At 72.2% G+C, this 6,363-nt stretch carries 5 protein-coding genes; 3 read left to right on the forward strand and 2 right to left on the reverse strand.

What is annotated here, in order from left to right:
• Positions 1-27: 27 nt before the first annotated feature.
• The gene (locus D3105_RS09305) at positions 28-1,152 is read left to right on the forward strand and encodes a GuaB3 family IMP dehydrogenase-related protein (RefSeq protein WP_010071835.1); all 1,125 of its coding nucleotides are present in this window, start codon (positions 28-30) and stop codon (positions 1,150-1,152) included.
• Between the two features lie 69 nt (positions 1,153-1,221).
• Here D3105_RS09305 and D3105_RS09310 read toward each other — a convergent pair whose 3' ends face one another.
• Positions 1,222-1,851 carry a hypothetical protein gene (locus D3105_RS09310; RefSeq protein WP_240646848.1) on the reverse strand — a complete coding sequence of 210 codons (630 nt, stop codon included), beginning with the start codon at positions 1,849-1,851 and terminating at the stop codon, positions 1,222-1,224.
• Positions 1,852-1,995: 144 nt separating this feature from the next.
• On the reverse strand, positions 1,996-3,258 hold the full coding sequence (locus D3105_RS09315) for a nucleotide sugar dehydrogenase (protein WP_118901966.1): 1,263 nt from the start codon (positions 3,256-3,258) through the stop codon (positions 1,996-1,998).
• 242 nt (positions 3,259-3,500) lie between these two features.
• On the opposite strand from D3105_RS09315, the gene D3105_RS09320 reads away from it, so the two are divergent.
• Together D3105_RS09320 and D3105_RS09325 are read left to right on the forward strand one after the other, a co-directional pair.
• Entirely contained in the window at positions 3,501-5,207 is a 1,707-nt protein-coding gene (locus D3105_RS09320; protein WP_118901969.1) for a glycerol-3-phosphate dehydrogenase/oxidase, read from the forward strand.
• A gap of 247 nt (positions 5,208-5,454) precedes the next feature.
• A partial coding sequence (locus tag D3105_RS09325; protein WP_133305676.1) for a serine/threonine-protein kinase occupies positions 5,455-6,363 on the forward strand: 909 nt, incomplete at its 3' end.

Consider the following 6,363-nt stretch of genomic DNA (forward strand, 5'->3'; position numbering starts at 1 on the left):
CAGACGTAGAGGGAAAGGCCACACATCGTGACTGAGATCGAGATCGGGCGCGGCAAGCGCGGCCGCCGGGCTTACGCATTCGACGACATCGCTGTCGTTCCGAGCCGCCGCACCCGGGACCCGAAGGAGGTCTCGATCGCCTGGCAGATCGACGCCTACCGCTTCGAGCTGCCGTTCCTGGCCGCTCCCATGGACTCCGTGGTCTCCCCGCAGCACGCCATCCGCATCGGCGAGATGGGCGGCCTGGGCGTCCTCAACCTGGAAGGGCTCTGGACCCGGCACGCCGACCCGCAGCCGCTGCTCGACGAGATCGCCGAGATGCCGGTCGAGTCCGCGACCCGGCGGCTCCAGGAGATCTACTCCGCGCCGATCCAGGAGGAGCTGATCGGGCAGCGCATCAAGGAGGTGCGCGACTCCGGTGTCGTCACCGCCGCCGCGCTCTCCCCGCAGCGCACCGCGCAGTTCTCCAAGGCGGTCGTCGACGCGGGCGTCGACATCTTCGTCATCCGCGGTACGACGGTCTCCGCCGAGCATGTCTCCGGCGCGGCCGAGCCGCTGAACCTGAAGCAGTTCATCTACGAGCTGGACGTCCCGGTCATCGTCGGCGGCTGCGCCACGTACACCGCCGCCCTGCACCTGATGCGGACCGGCGCGGCCGGCGTCCTCGTCGGATTCGGCGGCGGCGCCGCGCACACCACGCGCAACGTCTTCGGCATCCAGGTCCCGATGGCCACCGCAGTCGCGGACGTCGCGGGCGCCCGCCGCGACTACATGGACGAGTCCGGCGGCCGGTACGTGCACGTCATCGCCGACGGTGGTGTCGGCTGGTCCGGCGACCTGCCGAAGGCCATCGCCTGCGGCGCCGACGCCGTGATGATGGGCTCTCCGCTGGCCCGTGCCACCGACGCGCCGGGCCGCGGCCGCCACTGGGGCATGGAGGCCGTCCACGAGGACGTGCCGCGCGGCAAGCTGGTCGACCTCGGCTCGGTCGGGACGACGGAGGAGGTCCTCACCGGCCCCTCGCACACTCCGGACGGCTCGATGAACATCTTCGGCGCCCTGCGCCGCGCGATGGCCACCACCGGCTACAGCGACCTCAAGGAGTTCCAGCGCGTCGAGGTGACGGTGGCGGACTCGCAGCACCGCCGCTGACACGCCCCCCGTACCGGAAGGGCCCGGACCGCTCAGCGGTCCGGGCCCTTCCGTATGTCCTGCGGGGTGTCAGCCGGCCTTCTTCGCGCCACCGACGGCGGCGACCGCGCCGAGGCCGAGGAAGAGGTACGTCATGAAGTCGGCCTCTTGCGACCAGGCCTTGGTCACCGCGTCGAAGTGGTCGCCGACGACCTCGGAGAACGGGATCTGCGCCACGTCGGCGAGGATCATCGAGATGCCGACGAGCTGGCCGACGTAGACGGCGCCGATCGAGAAGACGGCCGAGGCGGCGATGACCGCCGGGTTGGAGCCGCCGACCTTGCTCGCCGCGAAGCCGACCAGGAAGCCGACGCCGACCGCGGCGTAGCCGACCTCGCGCTCGATGGAGCCCGCGATCACGCCGTACAGGATGCCCGCGACGATCGCCGCGCCGAGCGCGACGGCCACACCGAGCAGGACGTTGTTGCGGGCCGGGGGAGCCGGGGCGAAGGGTGCGCCGCCGCCGAACGGGGCGCCCTGGCCTGGCTGCTGGCCCGCGAACGGGTTGCCGGTCGGGGCCGGGGGCTGCTGGCCGTACGGGTTGCCGGTCGGGGCGGCGGGGGCGGGCTGACCCGGCTGGCCGGCGTAGGGGTTGCCGTCGACGGGCTGACCGCCGAAGGGCTGCTGGGGCTGGTTCGGCGGCTGCACGGGCTGACTCACGGTGGGACTCCCCCTGGGGCGGCTGCGCACTGCTGCGCGGAATACGCACGTGTGTGCGCTCTGTGACGCCGCAGAGTAGCAGCACCCCTTGCTTTCGGTCACTGACTATCTTTCGACGGTCCGTCACCTCGTGGGCGTGCGCGCTCAGAGCCGGTGTGCGGCCCCCGCCGGAGTTGCCCCCCGGGTGTCCAGGAGCAGTTGGGCCTTGACCGCGAGGCCCTGGAGGTCGTAGGTGCGGTGCTGCTGGAGCAGTACGGTCAGGTCGGCGGCGGCCGCCGCCTCGTACAGCGAGTCGGCGCGCGGGACGGGGCGTTCGCGTACCCGCCAGTCCAGGACGTGCGGGTCGTGGTAGCCGATCTGGGCGCCCATGTCCATCAGCCGGGTGGCGATCTCCCGGGCGGGCGCGGCCTCCTGGTCCGCGGTGTCCGGTTTGTAGGTGACGCCGAGCAGCAGGACGCGGGCGCCCCGGACGGACTTGCCGTGCTCGTTCAGGAGGGTGGCGCAGCGCTGGATGACGTAGCTGGGCATCCGGTCGTTGATCTCCTGGGCCAGCGAGACCATCCGCAGCGGGTGCCCCGAGGTGCGGCCGCCGTGGGGCGGGCAGCCCGGGTCGACCGGGACGCCGTGCCCGCCGACGCCGGGGCCCGGGCGGAAGGGCTGGAAGCCGAACGGCTTGGTCTCGGCGCACCGGATGACGTCCCAGAAGTCGACGCCGAGGTCGTGGCAGAGCACCGCCATCTCGTTGACCAGCGCGATGTTGACGTGCCGGAAGTTGGTCTCCAGGACCTTCGTCATCTCCGCCTCGCGCGGTCCGCGGGCCCGCACGACCTTGTCGGTGAGCCGTCCGTAGAAGGCGGCGGCCGACTCGGTGCAGGCGGGAGTGAGGCCGCCGATGACCTTCGGCGTGTTGGCCAGGGTGCGGGTGCGGTTGCCGGGGTCGAGCCGGCCGGGGGAGCAGGTGAGGTGGAAGTCGCGTCCGGCGACCAGCCCGGAGCCCTCTTCGAGCAGGGGGCGCAGGAAGGTCTCGGTGGTGCCCGGCGGTACGGCGGACTCCAGCAGCACGGTGGTGTGCGGGCGCAGCCGGGAGGCCAGGGCGCGGGCGGCGTCGCCGAGCGCGGTGAGGTCGACGGTGCGGTCGGGGCCGAGCGGGGTGGGGGAGCAGATCACGGCGGTACGGACCCGGCCCAGCTCGGCGGCGTCGGTGGTGGGCCGGAAGCCGCCCGAGAGCATACGGCGGACCTCGGAGGCGGTGAGGGCGCCCTCGACGGGGCTCCGGCCCGCTCTCAGCTCCGCGTACGGGCGGGGATCGGGGTCGTAGCCGACGGTGTCGATTCCGGCGGTCACGGCGGCCTGGGCGAGCGGCAGGCCGAGGTGACCGAGTCCGATGACGGCGAGGTCTGCGGGCATACAGGAAGACCCCCTAAGTGCGGAGAGCGAAGATCGCAACTGCTGTGGACAGCGCAATGTCAGACTAGGCGTAAATATGACCTATATGTCGCATTGTGTCGCTCCGGTCACCGGGGTGTTGTCCGCAGGCGGTGGCTGAACTCGGGGAGCGCGGACAGAATCGAGAGGTGGGCACGGGCGGCCGGCCCCTCGGCCGGGTGGCACTCCCGTGTCCGTCCACCCCGATCCACCGGGAGGCAGCAGTGAGGACAGCGACACTGGGACCCGCCGAGCGCACCCTCGCGCTCGCCGCCATGGCCGAGCGCGAACTGGACGTGCTGGTCGTGGGGGCGGGCGTGGTCGGCGCGGGCACGGCGCTGGACGCAGCCACCAGAGGCCTGACGACCGGCCTGGTCGAGGCGCGCGACTGGGCGTCCGGCACATCGAGCAGGTCGAGCAAGCTGATCCACGGCGGCCTGCGCTATCTGGAGATGCTCGACTTCGCCCTGGTCCGGGAGGCGCTCAAGGAGCGCGGACTGCTCCTGGAACGGCTCGCCCCGCACCTGGTGAAGCCCGTGCCCTTCCTCTACCCCTTGCAGCACAAGGGCTGGGAGCGCCTCTACGCCGGCTCCGGCGTCGCGCTGTACGACGCGATGTCGGTCTCCTCCGGCCACGGACGCGGCCTCCCCGTCCACCGCCACCTCTCCCGCAAGCACGCCCTGCGGGTCGCCCCCGCGCTGAAGAAGGACGCCCTGGTCGGCGCCCTCCAGTACTACGACGCCCAGATGGACGACGCCCGTTTCGTCACCGACCTGGTGCGCACCGCCGCGTCCTACGGCGCCCACGTGGCCAACCAGGCCCGGGTCGTCGGCTTCCTCCGCGAGGGCGAGCGGGTCGTCGGCGCGCTCGTCCGGGACGTCGAGAGCGGCACGGAGTACGAGGTCCGGGCCAAGCAGGTGGTCAACGCGACCGGTGTGTGGACCGACGACACCCAGGGGCTCATCGGCGAGCGCGGACAGTTTCACGTCCGGGCCTCCAAGGGCATCCACCTGGTCGTCCCCAAGGACCGCATCCACTCCTCCACCGGCCTCATCCTGCGCACCGAGAAGTCCGTCCTCTTCGTCATCCCCTGGGGCCGGCACTGGATCATCGGCACCACGGACACCGACTGGGACCTGGACAAGGCCCACCCGGCCGCCTCCAGCGCCGATATCGACTATCTCCTCCAGCACGTCAACTCCGTTCTGAACACCCCGCTGACCAGGGACGACGTCCAAGGCGTCTACGCCGGTCTGCGCCCGTTGCTGGCCGGCGAGTCCGACGCCACCAGCAAGCTGTCGCGCGAGCACACGGTGGCTCACCCCGCCCCCGGCCTGGTCGTCGTGGCGGGCGGCAAGTACACGACGTACCGGGTCATGGCCAAGGACGCCGTGGACGAGGCGGTGCACGGGCTCGACCAGCGGGTCGCCGCCTGCGTCACCGAGGACACCCCGCTGCTGGGGGCCGAGGGGTACAAGGCCCTGTGGAACGCCCGCGCCCGGATCGCGGCCCGGACCGGACTCCATGTCGCCCGGGTGGAGCATCTGCTCAACCGGTACGGCTCAATGACCGAGGAAATTCTGGAACTCATCCTCGCCGACCCCGTCCTGGGCGAACCGCTGCCCGCCGCCGACGACTATCTCCGCGCCGAGATCGTCTACGCCGCCTCCCACGAGGGCGCCCGCCATCTGGACGACGTGCTGACCCGGCGCACCCGGATCTCCATCGAGACCTTCGACCGGGGCACCCGCAGCGCCCGGCTCTGCGCGGAGCTGATCGCGCCGGTGCTGGGCTGGGACCAGGGGCGGATCGACCGGGAGGTCGAGCACTACGAGAAGCGGGTGGAGGCCGAGCGGGAGTCGCAGCGGCAGCCCGACGACCTCACGGCGGACGCGGCCCGGCTCGGCGCACCGGACATCGTGCCGATCTAGGGAGTGCCCGCAGAGCCCCGGACGGCGGCCACCGCCTGTTGCCTCCGGGGCAGTTGGGGCCCGCCTGCCCGGTGGGGCGGCGCGGCGGGCCGGTCCGGCCTGGACGGGGAGGCCCGGTTGGTAGGAGGCTGTGGGAGATTCCCTCCGCGGGCCGCGGCGCGGCGGACCCGGACCCGGCACCAGGACCGGTCCCGGGGTGAGGGACAATGAACGCTCTGCCAGGGCGGGTTGATCGCAGAGGGGACGCATGTCGGAGGCGGAGCAGGCACGGGAGCCCCAAGGGGACAAGAACGGTCGTCTCCTCGCGGGGCGCTACCGGCTCGGGGGAGTGCTCGGCAGGGGCGGCATGGGTACGGTCTGGCGCGCCGACGACGAGACGCTCGGCCGCACGGTCGCCGTGAAGGAACTGCGGTTCCCCTCGGCGATCGACGAGGACGAGAAGCGCCGGCTGATCACGCGCACCCTGCGTGAGGCCAAGGCGATCGCACGGATCCGCAACAACAGCGCCGTGACCGTCTACGACGTGGTCGACGAGGACGACCGTCCGTGGATCGTCATGGAGCTGATCGAGGGCAAGTCGCTCGCCGAGGCGATCCGCGAGGACGGCACGCTGACGCCGAAGCGGGCCGCCGAGGTCGGGCTCGCCATCCTCGACGTCCTGCGCTCGGCGCACCGCGAGGGCATCCTGCACCGCGACGTGAAGCCGTCCAACGTGCTGATCGCCGAGGACGGGCGCGTCGTCCTCACCGACTTCGGCATCGCCCAGGTCGAGGGCGACCCGTCGGTCACCTCCACCGGCATGCTCGTCGGCGCCCCCTCGTACATCTCGCCGGAGCGGGCCCGCGGCCACAAGCCCGGTCCGCCCGCAGACCTGTGGTCGCTCGGCGGCCTGCTGTACGCGAGCGTCGAGGGCTGCCCGCCGTACGACAAGGGCTCGGCCATCGCCACGCTCACGGCCGTGATGACCGAACCGCTCGACCCGCCGAAGAACGCCGGTCCGCTCACCGAGGTCATCTACGGGCTGCTCGCCCGCGACCCCGAACAGCGCCTCGACGACGCCGGGGCGCGGGCGTTGCTCAACGACGTCATCAACGCCCCCGACGTCCCCGCGCCCGTCCCCGCGGACTCGACCCAGGTCATGGCGCTGCCCCCGGCC

The sequence above is a fragment of the Streptomyces globisporus genome (genome assembly GCF_003501885.1).
Lineage (GTDB): Bacteria > Actinomycetota > Actinomycetes > Streptomycetales > Streptomycetaceae > Streptomyces > Streptomyces globisporus_D.